Annotated in this window: 18 protein-coding genes and 1 tRNA gene; 10 read left to right on the top strand and 9 right to left on the bottom strand. The window is 68.1% G+C overall.

All coding sequences use genetic code 11. From position 1 onward, the window contains the following. Window positions 1–81 precede the first annotated feature (81 nt). The 3 genes from ABE483_RS08020 (at window position 82) to ABE483_RS08010 (ending at window position 4,717) form a co-directional block, all read left to right on the top strand. Complete coding sequence (locus ABE483_RS08020; protein WP_313212546.1) at window positions 82–816, top strand: SIMPL domain-containing protein; 735 nt, start codon at window positions 82–84, stop codon at window positions 814–816. 232 nt (window positions 817–1,048) lie between these two features. After that, window positions 1,049–1,705: an energy transducer TonB gene (locus ABE483_RS08015; protein WP_313212545.1), complete on the top strand. Its 657-nt coding sequence runs from the start codon at window positions 1,049–1,051 to the stop codon at window positions 1,703–1,705. Between the two features lie 177 nt (window positions 1,706–1,882). Next, complete coding sequence (locus ABE483_RS08010) at window positions 1,883–4,717, top strand: TonB-dependent receptor (RefSeq protein WP_313212544.1); 2,835 nt, start codon at window positions 1,883–1,885, stop codon at window positions 4,715–4,717. 127 nt (window positions 4,718–4,844) lie between these two features. Here the strand turns inward: ABE483_RS08010 and ABE483_RS08005 are convergent. From ABE483_RS08005 to ABE483_RS07970, 8 genes are all read right to left on the bottom strand, one after another. Next, a tRNA-Asn gene (locus ABE483_RS08005) sits at window positions 4,845–4,921 on the bottom strand. A gap of 57 nt (window positions 4,922–4,978) precedes the next feature. After that, window positions 4,979–5,449, bottom strand: a complete 471-nt coding sequence (gene rlmH, locus ABE483_RS08000) for a 23S rRNA (pseudouridine(1915)-N(3))-methyltransferase RlmH (protein WP_313212543.1) — start codon at window positions 5,447–5,449, stop codon at window positions 4,979–4,981. An 84-nt stretch (window positions 5,450–5,533) separates the two neighbouring features. Continuing rightward, window positions 5,534–5,965: a ribosome silencing factor gene (gene rsfS, locus ABE483_RS07995; RefSeq protein ID WP_121038588.1), complete on the bottom strand. Its 432-nt coding sequence runs from the start codon at window positions 5,963–5,965 to the stop codon at window positions 5,534–5,536. A gap of 58 nt (window positions 5,966–6,023) precedes the next feature. Further along, window positions 6,024–6,689, bottom strand: coding sequence for a nicotinate-nucleotide adenylyltransferase (nadD, locus tag ABE483_RS07990; RefSeq protein ID WP_313212542.1), 666 nt, complete (start codon window positions 6,687–6,689; stop codon window positions 6,024–6,026). A gap of 4 nt (window positions 6,690–6,693) precedes the next feature. Next, complete coding sequence (gene holA, locus ABE483_RS07985) at window positions 6,694–7,731, bottom strand: DNA polymerase III subunit delta (RefSeq protein WP_123730577.1); 1,038 nt, start codon at window positions 7,729–7,731, stop codon at window positions 6,694–6,696. A gap of 31 nt (window positions 7,732–7,762) precedes the next feature. Next, complete coding sequence (gene lptE / locus ABE483_RS07980) at window positions 7,763–8,398, bottom strand: LPS assembly lipoprotein LptE (RefSeq protein WP_346463012.1); 636 nt, start codon at window positions 8,396–8,398, stop codon at window positions 7,763–7,765. A gap of 163 nt (window positions 8,399–8,561) precedes the next feature. Further along, window positions 8,562–11,210 carry a leucine--tRNA ligase gene (gene leuS / locus ABE483_RS07975; protein ID WP_346481474.1) on the bottom strand — a complete coding sequence of 883 codons (2,649 nt, stop codon included), beginning with the start codon at window positions 11,208–11,210 and terminating at the stop codon, window positions 8,562–8,564. Between the two features lie 186 nt (window positions 11,211–11,396). Next, window positions 11,397–12,008, bottom strand: coding sequence for a DUF998 domain-containing protein (locus ABE483_RS07970; RefSeq protein WP_313212539.1), 612 nt, complete (start codon window positions 12,006–12,008; stop codon window positions 11,397–11,399). Window positions 12,009–12,136: 128 nt separating this feature from the next. Between ABE483_RS07970 and trxA the strand changes: the two genes are divergently transcribed. The 5 genes from trxA (at window position 12,137) to ABE483_RS07945 (ending at window position 17,819) form a co-directional block, all read left to right on the top strand. Next, window positions 12,137–13,000, top strand: a complete 864-nt coding sequence (trxA, locus tag ABE483_RS07965) for a thioredoxin (protein WP_313219037.1) — start codon at window positions 12,137–12,139, stop codon at window positions 12,998–13,000. A 251-nt stretch (window positions 13,001–13,251) separates the two neighbouring features. Then, window positions 13,252–14,874, top strand: a complete 1,623-nt coding sequence (locus ABE483_RS07960; RefSeq protein ID WP_346481494.1) for a FecR domain-containing protein — start codon at window positions 13,252–13,254, stop codon at window positions 14,872–14,874. Further along, the gene (locus tag ABE483_RS07955; protein ID WP_346481473.1) at window positions 14,871–16,502 is read left to right on the top strand and encodes a CHASE2 domain-containing protein; all 1,632 of its coding nucleotides are present in this window, start codon (window positions 14,871–14,873) and stop codon (window positions 16,500–16,502) included. Before ABE483_RS07960 ends, ABE483_RS07955 begins: the two co-directional genes overlap by 4 nt. Before the next feature lie 70 nt (window positions 16,503–16,572). Next, the gene (locus ABE483_RS07950) at window positions 16,573–17,037 is read left to right on the top strand and encodes a DUF4442 domain-containing protein (protein ID WP_346481472.1); all 465 of its coding nucleotides are present in this window, start codon (window positions 16,573–16,575) and stop codon (window positions 17,035–17,037) included. A gap of 50 nt (window positions 17,038–17,087) precedes the next feature. Beyond that, window positions 17,088–17,819 (top strand): hypothetical protein, encoded by a 732-nt coding sequence (locus tag ABE483_RS07945; RefSeq protein WP_313212535.1) that lies wholly within the window; start codon window positions 17,088–17,090, stop codon window positions 17,817–17,819. 22 nt (window positions 17,820–17,841) lie between these two features. Here the strand turns inward: ABE483_RS07945 and ABE483_RS07940 are convergent, their stop codons facing one another. Beyond that, window positions 17,842–19,113 carry a hypothetical protein gene (locus ABE483_RS07940; RefSeq protein ID WP_346481471.1) on the bottom strand — a complete coding sequence of 424 codons (1,272 nt, stop codon included), beginning with the start codon at window positions 19,111–19,113 and terminating at the stop codon, window positions 17,842–17,844. Between the two features lie 99 nt (window positions 19,114–19,212). On the opposite strand from ABE483_RS07940, the gene ABE483_RS07935 reads away from it, so the two are divergent. Together ABE483_RS07935 and ABE483_RS07930 are read left to right on the top strand one after the other, a co-directional pair. Beyond that, a complete protein-coding gene (locus tag ABE483_RS07935; protein WP_070425632.1) occupies window positions 19,213–19,890 on the top strand; it encodes a DUF502 domain-containing protein in 678 nt (225 codons plus the stop codon). A gap of 131 nt (window positions 19,891–20,021) precedes the next feature. Beyond that, the gene (locus ABE483_RS07930) at window positions 20,022–21,938 is read left to right on the top strand and encodes a DUF885 family protein (protein ID WP_313212533.1); all 1,917 of its coding nucleotides are present in this window, start codon (window positions 20,022–20,024) and stop codon (window positions 21,936–21,938) included. Window positions 21,939–21,947 lie beyond the last annotated feature (9 nt).

Here is a 21,947-nt window from a genome sequence, read left to right as displayed (position 1 = left end):
GAATCGTGCTCAACCCCATCAAACCTCACGACGCGTTCATCGCCCCGACACCAACCTCAACGTCTTCACAAGGAGATGTACATGCGCCGCCCGTCCCTGTCCCCGTTGCTGCTCGCCCTGTCCCTTGCCCTGGGAGCTTCGATGACCGCCCACGCCCAGTCCCAGCCCACCATCGCCGTGCCGGCTGACGGCACCCTGCTCAACATCTCGGCCAATGCCGAGGCCAAGCGCGTGCCGGACGTGGCCACGCTCTCGGCCGGTGTGGTGACCCAGGCCGTGGACGGCAACAGCGCCATGCGCCAGAACGCCGAGCAGATGACCAAGGTGCTCGCCGCGATCAAGGCCGCCGGCATCGCCGAGCGGGATGTGCAGACCAGCGGGGTCAACCTGAGCCCGCAGTATCGCTACGCCGACAACGAAGCGCCGAAGATCACCGGCTACCAGGCCAGCAATACGGTCAGCCTGAAGGTGCGCGACATCGCCAAGCTCGGCAAAGTGCTTGATGCACTGGCCGCCCAGGGCGCCAACCAGATCAACGGCCCGCAGTTCGAGATCGACCAGCCCGAGCCGGTTTACGACGAAGCCCGCCTGGCCGCGCTGAAGAAGGCCCAGGCCCGCGCCGAAACGTATGCCAAGTCGCTGGGCCTGCGCGTGCGCCGGATCGTGAGCATCTCCGAAAGCGGTGGCGGCAACTTCCGCCCGGTGATGATGCGTGCGGCGGCCGCGCCGATGGCTGCTGATGTATCCACGCCGGTGTCGCCGGGCGAATCGACCGTGTCGGTCAACCTGGACGTGGTGTTCGATCTGGGCCGGTAACACTTCGCAGCAGAGCGGACCAGCCGTCCGCTCCTGCCAAGACATGACGGCGCCTGCGGGCGCCGTCATGCTGTTCGCCGCCGGATCCTGACTGCCAGCCAACTCCCCACCCTGCCCCTGACTTCCGGCCCGTGCCGGGCTCGGGTATTGCTGTCATTGCGCGGCCCCGCCTGACCCCACGCGCCGCGCAGGCACGTTGATGTTCCCGCACATCTGGCAAGGAGAGTGGAGCATGGTCCGTACCCCGTCCCCGGTTGTCCCGCTGCCTATCGAAGCGTCCCGCGTGCTCGGGTGGAGCACTGCCATCGCGGTCCACGCGTTGGCCCTGATGCTGTTGTTGATCCCGGCTACCCAGCCCCTGATCAAGGCACCGCGCGAACGCATGCAGGTGACCTGGGTACTGCCTCCGCCGCCGCCGGAGATCATCCGTCATCCGCCGGCAGACCCACCGCGGCTCCCCCCGGTGGTGCCCGTGACCACGCAACGCGCGCCGGCACCGCTGCCGAGCCCCACCGCCACCCTCGACGAGGCGCCCGCAGTGGCATCGATGCCCGCCAGCGAGACCGCCGCACCGGCGCTGGAACCGGCCCCGGCCACGCCGTCGCCCGCCGCCGGGGCCCAACTGCAGTACCGCAGCGCGCCGCCGCCACCGTATCCGGTCGCGGCGATCCGCCTGGGCCAGCAGGGGACGGTCCTGCTGCGTATCCGGGTCGACAGCCAGGGCAACCCGGTTGCGGCCAGTATCGAGAAGAGCAGTGGCTCGCGCGTGCTCGACCAGGCCGCACGCCAGCAGGTGCTGCGTCACTGGCGTTTCGTGCCAGCCCTCGTCGATGGGCAGGCCGTCGCCGCCGATGGCCTGGTTCCGGTCGATTTTTCGTTACCGCGCTGAGTGAATGGGAGCCCCGTCAGGGGGCTCCCCATTCACAAACTGAGACGCACAGCATCTTTTCCCAATTAAGCAATTTTTCACTCTTGCGTCACACGACGGAAACCTAGATTGGCGCCGTTGCCACCGTTCTGGTGTCGACTTATTGACATCTAGGTTTTCCCAGTCAGGAGAGAAGCTGTGAAACACCCGACCCAACGCCGCGACGACAGCCGCCGCAATACCCTGGCCCATTCCATTTCCACGATCCTGACCAGCGGCGCGCTGCTGCTGGTAGGGGCCATGGCGTCGTCCTCCGCGTTCGCGCAGGAGCAGGCGACCAACCTTGACCGGATCACCGTCACCGGGTCGAACATCCCCCGCACGAACACCGAAACCCCCTCCCCCGTCCAGGTGGTCACCCGCCAGGAAATCGACCGTACCGGCAAGACCACGGTCGCCGAGTATCTGCAGACCCTGACCGCGGACGGGTCGGGCTCCATTCCCAAGACCTTCGGCAACGGCTTTGCCGGCGGTGGCGCAGGCATCTCGCTGCGCGGCCTGGGCGCCGGCTCCACGCTGGTCCTGTTGAACGGCCGCCGCATGGCGACCTATGGCCTGGCCGATGACGGCCAGAAGGTCTTCACCGATCTGAGCACCATTCCGCTGGATGCGGTCGAGCGCATTGAAGTCCTCAAGGACGGCGCTTCTGCGATCTACGGCTCGGACGCCATCGCCGGCGTGGTCAACATCATCCTGCGCAGCGACTTCAATGGCGCGATCCTGCGCGCCTCCTACGGCCTGTCCGGTGACAGCGATGGCGACGCCAAGAAGGCCACGCTGACCGCCGGTACCGGCGACCTGGCCACCGATGGCTGGAACGCGTTCTTCAGTTTGGACGTGGGCAAGACCGACGCGATCAAGATCAGCGACCGCAAGAACCGCAAGTGGATCGGCACCGGTGATATCCGCCCGTGGGGCTATGGCAACAACGCCCAGTTCCTGGGTGGCGCCGCGCTCTCCGGCGGTACCCGTGGCGGTGTGGGTCCGAACGGCTCGGTGTTCGACGACCGGGCGGTGACGGATGACGATCCGGCCTTCCTCGTCGCGCTGCCAGGCTGCGCCGGCTTGACCACCATCCCCGGCCAGAACGATGTCACTGCCCAGCAGCAGGGCTGCCTGTGGGATCCGGCCCAGCTGTACCGTGACCTGACCCCGGAAGAGAAGTACGTCAACGTGTTTGGTCGCGCCAGCTTCGCCTTCGGCGAGGGCGGTGAGATCTACACCGAAATCGGCTACTCCAAGAAGGAAACCACCTTCAGCAACACGCCCTCCGGCGTATCCGGTGGCTGGGGCTATCCCGGCGGCCCGGTCAACGCCAACAGCGGCGACGGTGCCACGGTGCTCAGCCCGACCCACCCGGACAACCCGATCCCGGGCCAGGCCTCGCGCCTGCGTTACTCGGCCTGGGATGTCGGCCCGCGTGTGACCGAGAACACCAACGAGTTCAACCGCTTCCTGGTGGGCGTCAAGGGCAACTGGGGCGAGTGGAGCTACGACACGGCCTACCTGCATTCGGGCACCGACCTGGTCAACAAGCGTACCGGCTTCCTGAACTACGACGCCGTGCGTTGCGTGCTCGGCAATCCGGCCTGCCCGGCAGGCGTGTGGCGCATCGGCGACAACGCGGGGCTTAACTCACAGGCCCTGTATGACTACATCTCGCCGGACATCAGCGCACGCGCCAAATCCAGCCTGGACATGTTCGACTTCACCGTGTCGCGCAGCCTGATGGACCTGAAGGGCGGCCCGCTCGGCCTGGCGCTGGGTACCGAATGGCGCAAGACCAGCAACAGCCTGACCCCGCAGACGTTCACCGACCAGGGCCAGATCATCGGGCTGGGCTACTCGGCCTACGACGGTACGCAGAACGTCTACGCCGGCTATGTCGAACTGTCCGCCCCGGTGCTGGAGCAGTTGGAACTATCCGGCGCGGTCCGCTACGACAAGTATGAGAGCGGCGAAGGCAAGGCGACGCCGAAGGTCGGCATCAAGTGGACCCCGGCCGACTGGATCGCAGTCCGCGGCAGCTATGCCGAAGGCTTCCGTGCCCCCAACCCGGCCGAGAACGGCGACGGCGGCCTGGCAGCGTTCTCCAATGCTGCCGATCCCGTGCGCTGCCCCGGCGGCAACCCGGCGCCGGGCGCGAACGATGACGATTGCGGCGCACTGCCGGTCGCCATCATCACCCGTCCCAATGCCGACCTGAAGCCGGAAGAGTCCAAGAGCTACTCGGTGGGTCTGGTGCTGCAGCCGACCTCCAGCACCTCGATGACGGTGGATGCCTGGCAGATCAAGCGCACCAACGAAATCGCCCAGGGCAGTACTGCCGAAGCGATTGCCGCGGGCAACGTGTTGCGTGACAACAACCTGCTCAACGGTGTTCCCGGTACCGGCAGCATCCTGGCCGTCAATACGCAGTACATCAATGCTGCATCGACCCGCGTCCGCGGTATCGATACCGACATCCGTCAGACCTTCGACATCGGTCCTGGCCAGCTGGAGATGGACCTGCAGTGGAGCCATGTGCTCAAGTTCGAGCGCACCGATGCCGACGTGACCGTCGACTATGCCGGCACGCACGGCAACTGCGACGTCACCAACTGCATCGGCACCCCGAAGGACCGCGTCAACTTCGGCACCACCTGGAAGCAGGGTCCGTGGAGCGTCAGCGGCGTGGCCAACTACATCTCCAAGATGGAGAACACCGACTTCCGCGGTCCCGATGGCTCGTATCAGTTCGCCTACGCCGACGGTACCGACGTCGAGAAGATCTCCTCGTTCACCACCTTCGACCTGTCCGGTCGCTGGAACATCACCGAGGCCTTCGAGTTGAACGCATCGGTGCAGAACCTGTTCGACCGCATCGCTCCGCTGGATCCGACCACCTACGGTGGCGTGAACTACAACCCGTTGCACTTCAGTGGCGCGATCGGCCGTTACTTCACCGTCGGTGCCAAGTACACCTTCGAATGAGGTAGCCGCACTTGGGGAACAAGGAGCCCGGGCAGTGCCCGGGCTTTTTGTTGATCGGCCACGCCAGTGGTGCACATCGCAGACAAAAAAAAGCCCCGCATCGCTGCGAGGCTTTTTTTTCAAATCTTGGCGCCCGAAGTTGGACTCGAACCAACGACCCCCTGATTAACAGTCAAGTGCTCTAACCGGCTGAGCTATTCGGGCGGGGTGCGCATTGTAGCCCGTTTTTCGCGAGATGTAACCCGTCTGGCGACAACTATTTCACGCGCGGTGATACGGATGGTTGGCCAGCATCGCTGCAGCGCGGTACAGCTGCTCGGCCACCACCAGGCGCACCAGCATGTGCGGCAGCGTCAGCGGGCCGATCGACCATTTCTCATCAGCCATCGCGGACACTTCCGCCGAATGGCCTTCCGGCCCGCCGATCAGGAAGGCCATGTCCCTGCCCTGCCCCCGCCAGTGCTCCAGCCGCTGCGCCAGCTGCTCGGAACTGAGCTGGCGTCCGGGCACATCCAGCGCGACCACATACGCATTTTTCGGCAATGCGGCGATCACGCGCTTGCCTTCGTCATCGGTCGCACGGCGCGCATCGCGGCCTTTGCCGCGCAGGCCGGGCTCGATCTCGACCAGCTCGAACGGCAACCAGTGCGAGAGCCGCTTCTGGTACTCGGCAAAGCCCTGCGCAACCCAGGAGGGCGCGCGCTCGCCGGTGGCGATCAGCCTGGCTTTCATGTCTGTCCTCCGCAGCCACCACAGGCGGCGCCGCAAAAGACAACGGCGCCATCGGCGCCGTTGTCGTGACCGGGCACGCTGCGATCAGCGCGCGTCGTAGTCGTCGTCCGCATCGTCGAGCAGTTCGATCGGCGGCTGGTCGCCCACGGTCCACAGGCGCTCGAGCGCGTAGAACTCACGCACGCGCGGCAGCATCACGTGAACGATCACGTCGCCCAGGTCGACCAGCACCCACTCGGCTTCGCGCTCGCCTTCCACACCCAGCGGCATCACGCCCAGCTTCTTGGCGAACTTCACCACTTCGTCGGCGATCGACTTGACGTGACGGCTGGAGGTGCCCGACGCGATCACCATGTAATCGGCGACGCTGGAGCGGCCGATGACGTCGATCTCAACGAGATCCTTGGCCTTCAGTTCTTCGGTGGCCCCGCGCACGCACTCGAGCAGCTGCAGAACGGAGGGCGCCGGATTGGGCAGTTGGACCTTGATGGTCTGGGGCTGGGCTTGGTTGCTCAAAGCGGGTCAACTCGATAAATGTGGGGCCGATTATACGGGGCGGCGCGCCCGCGCGTATTCACGACGGTGTCGCGCCGTACAGGCGGTGGTCGATGATGTAGCCCGCGACAGCCTCAGGCAGCAGTGGCTGCCAAGGCCCGGCGGCGGCGATCTGCGCGCGCACCGCGGTGGCCGATTCCTCGCGCAATGGGGCCTGCAGGCGCATCAGGCGCCCGGCCGGCGCGCTGAACAGCTCACGCTCGTGACTGGCCCAGCGCCCTTCCAGGGCCTGCGCCAGCACCGGGTCGCAAGCGGCGGCCAGGGGACTGCCGGGGCGATCGGCGACGATGAAATGCGCCAGCTCGAACAGCGCGTCCCATTCGTGCCAGCTGGGCAGGGCCAACAGGCTGTCGGCACCGACCAGCCAGGCGATCGGCTGGCGCGGGCCCAGCTCGGCGCGCAGCTCGCGCAGGGTATCGACGGTATAGGACGGCACACCGGGCTGGCGCTCGGCCCGGTCCAGCTCGCGCCGGTCCAGCAGCAGGCCGGGCTCATCGCCGATGGCCAGGGCCAGCATGGCCAGGCGCTGCGCGGCATCGGCGCCGGGGGCGGCACGGTGCGGTGGATCGGCGGCGGGCAGCAGGCGGACGGCGACCTGCAACTGGTCGCGTGCGGCGCGGGCAATGGCCAGATGGCCCAGATGGACGGGATCGAAGGTCCCGCCGTAATAGATGCGCAGCCCCATGGGCTCAGGCCCGGGCGAGCAGGCGCACGGCGCGGGCTTCGGAGACGGCGATCAACAGCCGCTCCAGCGCCAGCCAGGCGTCGCCATCGGCGCGCCCCTTGGCGATGCGGTCCACCAGCCCCGCCTCGGCCACGAAACGCTCCCAGCGCTTGACCTCGGGATGGCGCTGCAGCGCGCGCTTGAACGGCGCCTGCCGCGATTCCCAGATGCCGCGGCTTTTCATCTCCGCGGCCAGGTTGCCGCCCCGCGCCTGTACCCGCGCCAGACCGGCGGTGGAGAGCAGCTCGCGGATCACGATCGGCGTCAGCGCCGCCACCGCTTCACCTTCGGCACGCAGGCCGGCGATCATGCGCAGCACGGCCGCAGGCTGGCCCGAGAAGGTCGCCTCGACCAGACGGAACACGTCATAACGGGCGGCATCGGCCACCAGCGATTCCATGGTGTCCACATCCAGGGTCTGGCCGTCGGCCAGCAGCGCCAGCTTGTCGATCTCCTGGGCGGCGGCCAGCAGATTGCCTTCCACCCGTTCGGCCAGGCGCTGCACGGCCTGCGGGTCGGCGCGCAGGCCCTTGCCACGCAGCCGGCGTTCGATCCATTCGGTCAGCTCGTGCGGCTTGATCGCCCAGGCCACCGAGATCACCCCGGCGCGGCCAACGGCATCGGCCCACTTGGTCTGGTGCGCCTTGCTCCATTCATTGCAGGTGATCAGCAGGATCACGTCCGGCGCCGGGTTGGCACAGAACTGACTGATCACTTCGGCGCCTTCCTTGCCCGGCTTGCCACTGGGCAGGCGCAGTTCCATCAGGCGACGTGCACTGAACAGGCTGGGCGCGTTGAAGCTGGCATCGAGCTGGTGCCAGTCGAAGTCACGGCCATCGGCATCGAAGACTTCACGCTCGTTGACGCCATCGGCGCGTGCCCGCGCCCGCACCGCATCGGCCGCTTCCAGCACGCGCAGCGTTTCCGGACCGGCGATCAGGTAGACCGGGGCCAACGGCTGGCTGGCCGGTTGGCTGGCAAGCTGTTCGGGGCGCAGTTCCATCCGGGCAGGCCGATCCGCAGGCGGACCGGGCTCAGCGCCCCTGCGGGACGACGGCGGGGACCGCCGGCGTCGGGGTCGTCGAGGTCGGGCTTGCCGGGGTCGCCGCCGGGATCTCAACCGGCGTTTCCACCGGGGTCGTACCGGGTTTGGCCGGGGCGCGGCCATGCTCCAGTTCGGCGCGGACCACGCTGTCGATACGGCGCATGATCGACGCAGACATCTCACGGCGCAGTTCGTCGGCGAGGATTTCGCGTTCGGTCGTGGTACCGGTGGCGTCGGTCGGCGGCGACACGTAGTCGCGCGAGAGTTCGATCACCTGCTGCGGCACCAGCTCGCTGCCGTCTTCGCGGCGGAAGATGAAGATCACCGCATAGCGCAGGCTGTACTCCTGGGCACGGCCCTGGGCATCGATCGCGATCGGCAGATCGCCCCAACGCTCGGACAACACCTGCAGCTGCGACGCCGGGCCCGTGCTGTCCGGATCGGCCAGCTGCGCCCCGGAGGCCTGCAGGCCACGGCGCAGCAACTTGACCAGTTCGCTGTAGGGCGCGGTGGAGACCACCTGCACCGCAGCCGTATCGGCCGGCAGCATCAACTTGTTGCGCAGATGGAAGCCGCACCCGGCAAGGGTTGCGGTCAGGACAAGGGCAAGCAGGAATCGGGTCATGGATACAGTCTGTAGGAGCCGGGCGGTCGCGGCAACAAGCAGTGATCGTGCCGGATGCCGCGTGAACAGGACTTGATACCGGACGGCCCACGGGGCGTGCCCGCCATCGGCCCATGGAGATCGGTGCCACCGGGCGCGCAAGGCCCCCGGTGGCACGACAGGATCAGCCCTGCGGGGCCGCCACGATGTTCACGATCTTGCCCGGCACGATGATGATCTTGCGCACGGTCAGCCCTTCCAGGAACTTGGCCGCGTTCGGCTCGGCCAGGCCCAGGGCTTCGATCTGATCACGCGGCGCATCCGCAGCGACGTCGATGGTGCCGCGCAGTTTGCCGTTGACCTGCACCGCCAGCGTCACCGCATCGCGCACCAGCGCCGCCGGATCGGCCTCCGGGAACGCCTGGTCTTCCAGCAGTTCCTCGGCGTGGCCCAGCACCTGCCACAGCGCATGACTGGCATGCGGCGTGATCGGGTTGAGCAGCAGCACGGTGGCGCGCAGCGCTTCCTGGCGCACCGCACGGCCCTGCTCGCTGACGTCATCGAACTTGGCCAGCGCGTTCATCAACTCCATCACCGCGGCGATCGCGGTGTTGAAGCTGTGGCGGCGACCGTAGTCGTCGCCGACCTTGCCGATGGTTTCATGGGTCTTGCGGCGCAGCGCCTTCTGCTCGGCGTTCAGCGCGGCCACGTCCAGCGCCGGGGCGGCGCCATCAGCGGCATGCTTCTGCACCTGGGCCCACAAGCGGCGCAGGAAACGGGCCATGCCATCCACGCCGGCTTCGTTCCACTCCAGCGATTGTTCCGGCGGCGCGGCGAACATCGAGAACAGGCGCACGGTGTCGGCGCCGTACTTGCCCACCATCACCTGCGGGTCCACGCCGTTGTTCTTGGACTTGGACATCTTCTCGGTGCCGCCGATCACCACCGGCTGGCCGTCGGCGATCAGGGTCGCCCCGACGATGCGGCCGCGCTCGTCACGCTGCACATCCACATCGGCCGGGTTGATCCAGTCCTTGGAGCCGTCCGGGTTCGGGCGATAGTAGGTTTCGGCGATCACCATGCCCTGGCACAGCAGGTTCTGCGCCGGCTCGTTGCTGTCCACCATGCGCGCATCACGCAGCAGCTTGTGGAAGAAACGGAAGTACATCAGGTGCAGGATCGCGTGCTCGATACCGCCGATGTACTGATCCACCGGCAGCCAGTAGTTGCCGCGCTTGTCGACCGCGTCACGGGCACCCGGCGAGGTGTAACGCGCGTAGTACCAGCTCGATTCCATGAAGGTATCGAAGGTGTCGGTCTCGCGCTCGGCCGCGCCGCCGCAGTCCGGGCAGGTGGTCTTGCGCCATTCCGGATCGGCCTTGATCGGCGAACCGGTGCCGACGAAGTTGACGTTCTCCGGCAGGATCACCGGCAGCTGCTCTTCCGGCACCGGCAAGGCGCCGCACTTGGGGCAGTAGATCACCGGGATCGGGCAGCCCCAGTAGCGCTGGCGGCTCACGCCCCAGTCACGCAACCGGTAGTTCACGCGGCGCTGGCCCTGGGCCTTGCGCTCGAAGCGCTCGGCCAGTGCCTCGAAGGCCCCCTGGAAATCCAGGCCGTCGAACTCGTCGGAGTTGACCAGCTCGGTCTCGCGGGTCTTGTCGCCGTACCAGTCCTGCCAGCGCGTGGCGTCGTAGGCGCTTTCTTCCTTGCGCAGCGACTTCAACGCGATGACCTGGCGGATCGGCAGGCCGTACTTGTTGGCGAATTCATTGTCGCGCTGGTCGTGACCGGGAACGGCCATCACCGCGCCGGTGCCGTAGCCCATCAGCACGAAGTTGGCGACCCACACCGGCACCTGGGCGCCAGTGACCGGATGGATGGCGCGCAGGCCGGTATCCATGCCGCGCTTTTCCTGGGTCTCCAGTTCGGCTTCAGAGACGCCGCCCTGTTTCATCTCGGCCAGCAGCGCGGCCAGTGCCGGGTTGGACTTGGCCGCGTGCTGGGCCAGCGGGTGTTCGCCGGCGATCGACACGAAGGTCACGCCCATCACGGTGTCCGGACGGGTGGTGAACACGCGCAGCGGGTCCAGCGTGCTGCCGTCGGCGTCACGCACGTCGAACTGGATCTCCAGCCCTTCCGAGCGGCCGATCCAGTTGCGCTGCATGGTCTTGACCGAATCGGGCCAGCCCGGCAGTTCATCCAGGCCGTCCAGCAGTTCCTGGGCGTAATCTGTGATGCGCAGGAACCACTGCGGGATCTCACGCTTTTCCACCAGCGCGCCGGACCGCCAGCCGCGGCCGTCGATGACCTGCTCGTTGGCCAGCACGGTCTGATCGATCGGGTCCCAGTTCACCACCGCGTTGCGGCGGTAGGCCAGGCCCTTGCGCATCAGGCGGGTGAACATGCGCTGCTCGTGCACGTAGTACTCGGGCGTGCAGGTGGCGAACTCGCGCGACCAGTCGATCGCATAGCCCATGGCCTTGAACTGGCCCCGCATGTGCTCGATGTTGGCGTAGGTCCACTTGGCCGGCGCGGTCTTGTTCTTGATCGCCGCGTTCTCGGCCGGCAGGCCGAAGGCATCCCACCCCATCGGCTGCAGCACGTTGTGGCCGGTCATCCGCTTGTAGCGGCTGATCACGTCACCGATGGTGTAGTTGCGCACGTGGCCCATGTGCAGCGCACCGGACGGATACGGCAGCATCGAGAGGCAGTAGAACTTCGGCTTCTCCGAAGTCTCGGTGACCTCGAAGGCACGGGTGGCATCCCAGTACTGCTGGGCGGCGGATTCAACCTGCTGCGGATCGTAAACGTTGGGTTCGACGCTGGTCATAAAAACGCTAGTGCGGCGGCAAAGCGGCACAGGGTACCGCAGTGCGGCAAAGGGCTCCAATCGACGCGGCCCACCGTCGCGACCAAACCTGTCATCTCATTGAATTGACTGGGGATTGGTGAAATACGTCAGCCCGCGCCGCGCGCCAGGGCGCGGGCCGGGGCGCAGCAACGGCGGCGGCTGTGCTCAGGCGCGACGCGTGGAGGGGGCCAACGGCAGCACCGCCACCAGCCAGACCAGCCATACCCCGAAGGCCACGCGCTGGGCCATCGGGGCCGGCAGCAGGGCCTGCAGCGCGAACGCGGCAAGCAGCACGCCCACCCCGCAGGCCAGGTGCAGGCCGCCCACGGCACGCCATGCCGGCAGCCGCAGCGCGCCGATCCCGGACATCACCGCGCCCGGCACGAAGGCCAGCACCCACACCATCCAGGCACTGGCGTGGTACTGGCTGGCCGGGTTCTCCAGATCGCGGGTATCCAACGGCAGCACGCCCATCGCGGTGAAGCCGACCCCGGCCAGCATCAGCAACTGCGCACCGACCCGCATCGACCACGGCGCGGTGCGCGGCACCCGCAGCAGCAGGCGCAGCGCGACGAGGCTGGCGAGCAGGCCGGGCAGCGCGAAACCGAGAATGTTGAACGCCCGCGCATGCGGCACGTCCATCGCCCCGAGCAGCGCGACCGGATGGCCGACCGGATCGAACAGCGGCAGGGCCGCGCCGAAGCCCAGCACCGCGCCCACGAACAACACGGCGGCGGCAATGCCGAGCCCACCTTCCCAACGTTGGATTCCCTGCATGCTGCTCACCCGGCTGCGTCTGAAGGCCCGCATTGTCGCTGTTCCAACGCGAATCCGCCCGGTGGGGTTGCGTCCGGCCGCGGGCGGCACCATACACTTCCTCTCCAGTTTCCCGTTGATTTGAAACCATGAGCGATCTGCCCCACGTCTTTGACGCCACCACCGAGACCTTCGAGACCGAGGTGCTGCAGAAATCCCTGCAGACCCCCGTGCTGGTCGATTTCTGGGCCACCTGGTGCGGCCCCTGCAAGACCCTGGGCCCGATGCTGGAAAAGCTGGCCGGCGAATACCACGGCGCCTTCGAGCTGGCCAAGGTCGATGTCGACAAGGAGCAGCAGATCGCCGCGGCGTTCCAGATCCGCTCGGTGCCGACCGTGTTCCTGGTCAAGGGCGGACAGATCGTGGACGGTTTCCCCGGCGCCGTGCCGGAAGGCCAGCTGCGCGAGTTCCTGACCCAGCACGGCGTGGTCCCGCTTGAAGCGGCCCCGGACGAAGCGGAAACCGTCGAAGCGCCGCCGCTCGATCCGCAGGCCCAGGTGGATGTGCTGCGTGCGGCGATTGCCGCCGAACCGGACAAGGAAGAGCTCAAGCTCGACCTGGCCCTGGCCCTGCTGCAGACCGGGGCCACCGCCGAGGCCACTGCCCTGATCGACGCGCTGCCGGCCAACCTCTCCACCGATGACCGCGCCGTGCGCGCCCGCGCCCGCCTGGACTTCGCCAGCGCCCTGCAGGACGCCCCGGCTCCCGAGGTGCTGGAGGCGCGCATCGCGGCCAATGGCGACGATCTGCAGGCACGCCACCTGCGCGGCGTGCAGTTGCTGCTGTCCGGGCAGGATGCTGCCGCGCTGGAGCAGTTCCTGGACATGCTGCGCCGCGACCGCAGCTACGACGACGGCCGCCCGCGCAAGCTGCTGATCGATGCCTTCAAGGTGATCGAGGATGAAGACCTGGTCGGCCAGTACCGCCGCCGGATGGCCTCGCTGCTGTTCTGATCGGCCCCGGCCAGCGCCTTTCGGGGCGCTGGCCCAACGAAGCCGTCCATACAGACCGGCAACTTCGATGTGTGACGTGAGTCACGTTCAGAAACCCTGCACGACTCCCGGGCAATAATGCCGCCGCGGCCCACTGGAGGCTGCGATCCATCGGGGAGGATGAGGTCTGGGCCATGGCGGCCTACTTGGCTGCGCCCCGCCTTGCAGGGCCGTGAATGACCGTGAGATTGACCCGATTCCTCCGCTTCCCGATGGCCGCCCGCCTGTTGATGCTGGCCGCCATGATGCTGTCTGCCGCGCCGGTCCTGGCGCAGGACTGGACCTACCGGGTCCGCCCCGGCGACACGATCTGGGACCTCAGTGCCCGCTACCTGAAGCCGTCCATCGCCTGGGAGCAGTTGCAGTCGCACAACGGCATCGCCGATCCCTACCGCCTGCCGCCCGGCAGCCAGCTGCGTTTCCCCGTCGCCTGGCTGCAGGTGCAGCCCGCCCCGGCGCGGGTACTGGCCGTACGTGGCCCGGTGCAGAGCCAGGCCGACGGCCAGCCCCTTCGCGAGGTCATCGAAGGCGACCTGCTGCGGATCGGGCAGGAACTGGTCACCGGCGAGGATGCCAGCGTCACCGTGGTCTTTGCCGATGATTCGCGGCTGCAGCTGCGCGAGCGTTCGCGCCTGCGCTTCGACCAGCTCTCCCGCTACGGCCGCACCGGCATGGTCGATACCCGCCTGCGCCTGGAACAGGGGCGCGCCAGCAACCGGGTGACCCCGGCCAACGGCCCGGCCTCGCGTTACATCATCGATGCGCCGACGGCGACCAGCAGCGTACGTGGCACCGTGTTCCGGGTCAGCGCCGGCCAGGATGGCCGGGGCGCGGCCACCGAAGTGCTGGAGGGCCGCGTGCAGGTCGGCAACCGCCGCGGCCAGCGCCTGGTCAGCCGCGGCCAGGCCACTCGCAGTCCCTCGCTCGATGCACGCCCCGCCGGCCTGGAGGCGCTGCTGCCCGCGCCCGTGTTGTCCAGCGAGCCGCAGCGGCTGGCCACCCTGCCCGCGGCGCTGGCCTGGCAGCCGGTGCCAGAGGCTGCCGGGTACCGGGTCGAGGTCGTGCGCGCCGACCAGCCGGAGGTCCTGCTGTTCGCGCGCGATACCGATACCACCGCACTCACCCTGCCCGATCTGCCGCCGGGCGAGCTGCGCCTGCTGGTCCGCGCGGTCAGCGCCGAACAGGTCGAAGGGCTGGATGCCGAGCAGGCGTTCCAGGTGCGTGACCAGCCGGTCGCGCCGCTGACCGTGCGGCCGCTGCATGGCCAGACCCTCAACAGCGCGCGGCCGCGCTTCGAATGGACCCGGGTGGCCGGGGCCGAGCGCACGGTGCTGCAGATCGCCCGCGATCCGCAGTTCCTCCCTCTCCTGCTCGAACAGGACACCCGCGCCACCCACCTGCGTCCCGTCCTGGACCTCCCCCCGGGCGAGTATGTGTGGCGCGTGGCATCGGTGGATCGCAACGGCGACCGCGGGCGTTTCGGGCAGCCGCTGCCGCTGACCATCACCGACGAACCGGTCGACCCGGCGCTGCAGCCGCCCGAGGCCGCCAACGGCCAGCTGACGCTGCGCTGGCAGGCCGGCGAACCCGGCCAGCGCTATCGCGTGCAGCTGGACCGTCGTGGCGACTTCCGTTCCCCGCTGCTCGATCAGGAACTGGCCCAGCCGGCGGTCTCGATCAAGCGCCCCTGGCGCGGCACGCTGCACGTGCGCGTGCAGTACATCGATGAGGACGGTTACGCCGGTCCCTTCTCGCCGGCCCAGCAGATCGACCTGCCGTGCCGGACCTGTTACGCCACCGGGGGCGGTGCGCTGTTGTTGTGGCTGCTGCTGTGACGCCCCTGCACCTGCCCTGGCCGCAACGCATCGCGCTGGCCGCACTGGTCGGCGCGCTGGCGGTCGTGGCCAGTCACTGGCAGTGGTTCTGGAAACAGGATGAGGTGGTCTACGACGCCTACGTCGGCGGCTGGGAATACACGCCCGATGCGCGCCTGCTGATCGTGGCCATCGACGACAACAGCCTGCAGCAGCTGGGCCAGTGGCCGTGGCCGCGCGGTACCCACGCGCGCCTGCTGGACCGGCTGACCGACGCCCGCGCCGCGCGCGTCGTGCTGGACCTGATGGTGTCCGAACCGGACCGCCAGGACAGTACCCAGGATGCCGAACTGGCCGCGGCGATCCGGCGCAACGGGCAAGTGGTGCTGCCGGTGCTGGCCGCGCCCGCCAGTGGCCCGCGCATGGCCGAAGAGCTGCTGCCGATTCCGCTGATCGCCGCCAACGCGGCGAGCCTGGGTCACAGCGACATCGAGGTGGACGGCGATGGCGTCGCCCGCGGCCTGTACCTCACTGCCGGCATCGGCTCACCGCACTGGCCGGCGCTTGGCTTGGCGCTGGCGGGCACGCACGGCCCGCTGCCCGGGCTGCACGATGATCAGCCGGACCTGGTGTCGCCGTACCAGTGGCGCCGCGACCACTACGTGCGCGTACGCTACGCCGGTCCGCCCGAACGCTTCCCGCAGGTCTCCTACGCCGATGTACTCAACGGCGAGGTCGATCCGGCGCTGCTGCGCGGCCGCCTGGTGCTGGTCGGCATGACCGCCAGCGGCATCGCGACGCGCCTGCTGACCCCGACCACCCGCGAGCGCTGGATGAGTGGCAGCGAGTACCAGGCCAACGTCGCCTCGATGCTGCTCGCCGACAAGGTGATCCATCCCTTGCCGTTGGCATGGCATAGCGCCCTCTCCGGGCTGCTGGTGGCCGTGTGCTGCCTGTTGTTGACCCTGCCGCGGGCGTGGCTGAGCGGCGTGCTCGCCCTGCCGTTGACGCTGCTGTCGAGCTTCGTGCTGCTGCGCGCCGGCAACCTGTGGTTCGCGCCGGCCGCCGCCTTGATCGGCATGCTGGCGGTGATCCTGTCCTGGACGCTGTGGCGGGTCAGCGCCTGGCGCCGCCAGGCCAACAGCGATGCACTCACCGGGCTGGGCAACCGGCTGCGCTTCGAGCAGACCCTGCAGGCCGAGCACGATGCCGGCCGCCGCAGCGGACGGCCGCTGAGCCTGGTGTTGATCGACGTGGATCACTTCAAGCGCCACAACGACGATTTTGGTCACCAGGCCGGTGACACCGTGCTGCGCCGGATCGCGCAGGAGATCCGGGCGCACGCGCGCCGGCCGCGCGACATGGCCGCGCGCTTTGGCGGCGACGAGTTCGCGCTGATCCTGCCCGACACCACGCCGGAAGGCGCAGTGCAGGTGGTGCAGGACCTGGTCGCACGGGCGCAGGCGCTGGAAATTCCCGCCGGCCGCGGCACGACCACGCACATCACGGTCACCGTCGGCGTGTTCACCCGGGTGCCGACGCCCGGCACCGAGCCGCGGCACTTCTTCGAAGGCGCCGATGCCGCGCTGTACCAGGCCAAGGCCGCCGGACGGAATGGGTATGCGGTCGATGATGGCGGGCTGGGCTGATACGCCCACGGCACCCATACGCAGGCGAATGGTAGACTCCCGTCACCCTCAGCACTGAGATGCACTCCGAATGAAGGCCTCCGTCTTCCGCCTTGGCCTCAACCTGTGGCCGCCGTTCCTGTTCACGGGCATCCACGTGACAACGGTCAGTCCGGATTATAGCCATGTGCGCGTCGAACTGCGCATGCGCCCGTGGAACCGCAACTACGTGGGTACCCACTTCGGTGGCAGCCTGTTCGCGATGACCGATCCGTTCTGGATGCTCACCGTGATGCAGAACCTGGGGCGCGACTACTACGTCTGGGACCGTGCGGGGGAGATTGAATTCCTCAAGCCGGGCCGCGGGACGGTGGTTGCCGAGTTCCGGCTGGACGAGGCGCTGCTGGATCAACTGCGTGCCGCCACGGCCAGCGGGGAAAAGTACCTGCACTGGTTCAGCAATGACATTGTCGATGCGAACGGCGAGGTCATCGCCCGCGTGCGCAAGCAGGTGTACCTGCGTCTCAAGCCCGAGGCGCGCCAGCGCGCAGGGTGAGACTTGGCGCGCTGCTATGCTCGCGCGCCGGATTCACGCCACGGAAGACCATGCGCCTGCGCCTGCTGCTGACCCCATTGCTGTTCGTCGTCCTGCCCGCCGCCGCACAGGAGCTGCGGATCCCGCCGGTCGACTATCCGGTCCTGCCGGCTCACGCGGCCAAAGCCGAGGGCTTCGTGCCGTCCGGCTGGCGCATCGATCAGCAGCTGCGTGGCGATCTCAACGGCGACAGGCGCGATGATCTCGTTCTGGTGCTGCGCCAGCAGGACGCGCGCAACATCGTCGAACACGATGGCTTCGGCATCAGCCCGCTGGACAGCAATCCACGCATGCTCGCCATCGCCTGGGCCACGCCGGCCGGCTACACGCTCGCTGCGCAGAACCACACGCTGATCACCCGTCACGAGGCGCCGAACCTGTCGGATGTGTTTGAAGACGGCGACGGCGTCTCGATCGTGGGCGGCACACTGCGCACCACGCTGTTCTTCTTCTCCAACGCTGGCAGCTGGTCCACCGGTTCTGCCAGCTACACCTTCCGCTGGCAGAACGGTGCCTTCGCATTGATCGGCTATGACCGCGACTCGATGATGCGCAACTCCGGTCAGACCGAAAGCCTGAGCATCAATTACTCGACCCGCCGCGTGCGCCATGCCGAAGGCAGCATCGAATCGGACCAGGACACCGTGCGCTGGGAGACCCTCACCTCGCCACGCCGCTGGACGCTGGAGACGGTGGGCGATGGCAGCGACTTCGACCCCTTCGCCCCGGCGCAGGATCGGTAAGCACCGCGTCGCCGCACGCCCCTTATCGTGCGGGCGCGCGCATCGGCACCTGCAGCGTCGGCCCGGCCTCGTCCATCACCACGCGCCGCTCCACCTGCAGCCACTGGCCATCGTCGCTGAGCACCGGCGTGCGGGTGGGCGAACGCAGCGCCTCGGGCAAGCGCTTCAGCGTCTCCGACGACGTCGTGGGCTGCTGCCGCAGCCAGCGCTGCGCGGCGACCAGGCGCAGCATCGCCGCGGCGTCCTGCGGCCGGCCGGCATACTGCCGCATGTCCGGCCCGCCGATGTTGGCCACGGCACAGCCCAGTGGATTGGCGATGCAGGCAAAGCGATCCTGCGCGGGCGCGGGAATGGGCGTGGGCGCGTCGCGCGCTGCCACCAGTTCTGCACTGGCGGCGCACGCCCACGCATAGCGGGGCGCCATGCGCGCCAGAGTGCGCGGCACATCCAGCAACAGGCGATGGCCGTCCGGGTTCCCAGTGGACGGCCGCACGCCCGCCCCAGCCAACGCGAACTCACCGCGCATCGCCGTGCACAGGCTCTGCTGGCCGGCCGTCATCGGCGCCAGTGCCGCCGCGCAGACTGCAGGCAGTGCAGCGTCGGCGGGCAGTTCAACCAGCATGTCCGCCAGCAGCCGCGCGTTGCTCTCCACCATCGCCGCGCCGATCATGCTGGTGATCAGCGTATCGCCCTGCCCCGTCATCGCCCGACCACTGAGGATGTCCGCGCAGGCACCGGCAAGTGCGGTGCCACTGTGGCCCCGCACATGCGCAAGTGCGTGGGCTGAGAGCGGATCGAGCACCGGCTGAAAGACGGGCAGCGGCACTATCGGGTCGGTCCCGAACGGCTCGAACGGGGAGACGAAATGACCGTGGCCGGCCAGCGCGGCCACGCGCTGGTGAAGCGCATCGTGGCCGGCATGCGTGGCGGCGAACCCCTCAGGGTCCGCACGCACCGCTGCAAGACAACCGACACCCCGGCGGCCACAACGCGCCAGCGCCGGCAGCGGGACCGCAGGGAACCGCCCTTCCGCGCTGGACGCTACCGGCCGCTGGCCAGGCTTGCCGTTTCGCCAGCGCTCGACATCCTGTGCCATCAGGGCCTCGCGCCCGCGGGCATCCAGGCCGTCGTAGCGCAGGGTCCACAACGCACTGAAGCCGTTCTCACCGGGCCGGGGCAGCGGCGCCTGCAGCAGCCGCATCGCCTCACGCTGCTCGGCCGGCAGCGGCCAGAAGCGCGAGGCCGCCCAGAGCCCCGCCACGGCCAGCACCAGGCTCAGGATCGAGATGCCCACCCATTTCAGTCCATTCCTCACCACTGCATTCTCCCCAGACCCCGCGTCCTGCGGGGATGGGCAGCGTAAACCGGGCATCGCCACCGCTACAATGCGCGGATGTCGCCCGAAGCCCCCCAACTCGTTCCGCGTCCCTCCCTGCAGCGCCTGTTCCTCACCGGCCTGCTGACCCTGCTGCCGATCTGGCTGACCTGGGTGGTGGTCAAATTCGTGTTCGTGCTGCTCTCGGGCATTTCCAGCCCGCTGGTGGTGCCGCTTTCCGAGCAGATCGCCGCCTCGTTCCCGCATTACCTGGGCTGGATCAAGGTCGAGTGGATGCAGGACATCATCGCCCTGGCCGCCACGCTGCTGGTGATTCTCTCGGTGGGCGTACTCAGCCGCCGCGTGATCGGCCAGCGCCTGCTGCGCTGGTTCGGTGCGGTGATCAAACGCATTCCATTGGCCAGCATCATCTACGACAGCGCCAAGAAACTGCTGGACATGCTGCAGACCGAACCGGGCAGCACGCAGCGTGTGGTGCTGATCGACTTCCCGCATCGCGACATGAAGTCGGTTGGCCTGGTGACGCGGGTGATGAAGGAAGAAGGCAGCGGCCGCGAGCTGGCCGCGGTATACGTACCCACCACCCCCAATCCGACCTCGGGCTATCTGGAAATCGTGCCGGTGGAGCTGCTCACGCCCACCGACTGGACCGTGGACCAGGCGATGAGCTTCATCATCTCCGGCGGCGCGGTCGCCCCGGAAACCATGCCGTTCACCCGCGCCGGCGATCGTTGAGCATCGCGGCAGCAGCATGCTGCCGCAGCTGACTGGGCGCCGTACATGACAAACCTGACCGGGGGCCGATGCTGGCCGTACGCAGGCGAATCGGGCAAGCTCCCGTGTCTGTGCGTTTACGGAAACAGCCGATGCCCCACCCCGCCCGCGCCCTGGCGCTTGCCATCGCCGTACTGATGGCCTTCAGCGCTGCCGCTCCGGCCGAAGCTGCCAAGAAAAAGGCCACCCGGCCCGCCGCGACGCAGTCCCGGCCCGCCGCCAAGCCCAAGGCCAAGCCGCGTGCGCGCCCGGCCGCCGCCCCGGCCCGCCAGCCGCTGGTGCGCCAGCAGACCAAGGCCGCGCAGCTGGACCGGATCTACGATGAGTACTGGGATGCCTCGATGCGGCTCAATCCGCTGCAGGCCACCTTCCAGGGCGACAGCCGGCACAACGATCAGCTGCCCAACATCCTCTCTGCCGCCTACCGCCAGCAGTCGCATGACTTCACCGTGGAGTGGCTGGGCAAGGTCGAGAAGATCGGGCCGGACGGCCTGACCGGCCAGGATCTGCTCAGCTACGAAATCTTCGTTCGCGACGCGCGCATGTCGCTGGCCGCCGAGCAGTTCCCTGGCTGGATGCTGCCGGTGAGCCAGTACTACAACCTCGGCAGCATCATGGCCATTCTCGGCTCCGGCTCCGGTGCGCAGCCGTTCAACACGGTGCAGGACTATGATGGCTGGTCGCGCCGCTCGCTGGGCATTCCGGCCCTGTTCGAGCAGGCCATCGCCAACATGCGCCAAGGCATGGCCGCCGGTGTGGTGCAGCCGCGTGACCTGATGGAAAAAGTACTCCCGCAGCTGGATGCGGTGATCAAGCCGACCGCGGAAGAGAGCATCTTCTGGGCGCCGGTGCGCAACCTGCCCGAAGATTTCCCGGCGGCCGACAAGGCGCGCATCACGGCCGAATACAAGCGCATGATCGAGTTCCGCATCATGCCGTCCTATCGCGCCCTGCGCGGCTTCATCGCGACCGAGTACCTGCCGGCCGCGCGCAGCACCGATGGTCTGGCCGGCCTGCCCGGCGGCAAGGCCTGGTATGCACAGACCATCGTGCAGAGCACCGCATCCACGCTGACGCCCGAACAGATCCATGCCCTGGCCGAACAACGCGTGGCCACGCTGCAGGCGCAGATCGCCACGATCATGAAAGACAACAAGATCCGTGGCTCGCAGCAGAAACTGCTGCGCACCATGCGCACCGACCGTGATTTCCAGTACGCCAACGCCGATGCGCTGCTCAACCGCTACAAGCAGCTGCAGCGCCAGGTCAACGCCCGCCTGCCGACGCTGCTCGGCACGCTGCCCAAGGCCCCGATGGAGATCCGCGCGGTCGAGCCCGAACGCGCGGCCACCGCCGGCGCGGTGAGCTACCAGCAACCATTGCCGGACGGGATGCGCCCGGGCGTGCTGTACATCAACACCGGCGATCTGCCGAGCCGCCGCCGCTGGTCCGCACCGATGCAGTTCCTGCACGAGGGCATCCCCGGCCATCACGTGCAGCTGGGCCTGCAGCAGGAGCTGGACAAGCTGCCACGCTTCCGCCGTCTGGGCGGCGATATCGCCTTCGTGGAGGGTTGGGGCCTGTATGCCGAGTCGCTGGGCGAGCAACTGGGCGTCTACCAGGATCCCTACGAGCGGATCGGCTATCTGCAGGCCGCGCTGACCCGTGCCGCGCGCATGTCCGCCGACACCGGCGTGCACGCGCAGGGCTGGAGCAAGCGCCAGGCCGTGGACTATCTGGTCAAGACCGCGGACATGAGCGCCAGCGATGCCACCGCCGAAGTGGAGCGCTTCATGGCCCTGCCCGGGCAGACCCTGGCCAATGGCCTGGGCGAACTGAAGATGATGGAGCTGCGCGACAAGGCCAAGGCGGCACTGGGGCCGCGTTTCGACGCACGTCGCTTCCATGAGGAAGTGCTGCGCGATGGTTCGATGCCGCTGGACATCCTCGATGCCAAGATCGCCCGCTGGATCGCCAACCAGAGTGGCGCGGCCACGCCCGCGCCCTGAGCCCTGAAG

The organism is Stenotrophomonas sp. TWI602, assembly GCF_039674045.1.
GTDB lineage: Bacteria > Pseudomonadota > Gammaproteobacteria > Xanthomonadales > Xanthomonadaceae > Stenotrophomonas.
This window is presented reverse-complemented; position numbering and strand designations above follow the sequence as displayed.